We start from the raw sequence: 308 nt of genomic DNA, 5'->3' as shown, positions 1-308 counted from the left end.
CGGCGGCCGTGCTGGGCGCCACGCTCGCCGCCGCGCAGGCGGACGGGCTGTCGGAGCGCGGGGCATGAGCGCGTCCGTGGCGGCCTGCCACTGCACCGGCGAGTGCCGCCGGGCCGGCAGGTGCGGAGCGGCGCCGGCGCTCACGCTGCCGCCCGCCCCGCAGTTCTATCCGTGGGACAAGACCGGCTACCCGCCCCCGCTGCCCGTGTGGCCGCTGGGCTCGCCGGCGCAGCCCTCGACGGTGGCGCGGCCACACAAGCCCCGCGTCCGCGTGAAGGCGCCCAGCCGGCCGATCCCGGAGCCGCTGG

The 308-nt window shown here is 80.2% G+C and carries 1 protein-coding gene; it reads left to right on the top strand.

All coding sequences use genetic code 11. The annotated features are described in order from the left end of the window. Window positions 1-64: 64 nt before the first annotated feature. On the top strand, window positions 65-308 hold a 244-nt coding region (locus M0638_RS28665; protein WP_456316065.1), incomplete at its 3' end, for a hypothetical protein.

This window comes from Roseomonas acroporae (assembly GCF_023223525.1).
GTDB classification, from domain to species: Bacteria; Pseudomonadota; Alphaproteobacteria; order Acetobacterales; family Acetobacteraceae; genus Roseomonas_E; species Roseomonas_E acroporae.
Note: the sequence above shows the minus strand (reverse complement) of the source record. Positions and strands in the feature narration are given on the sequence as shown.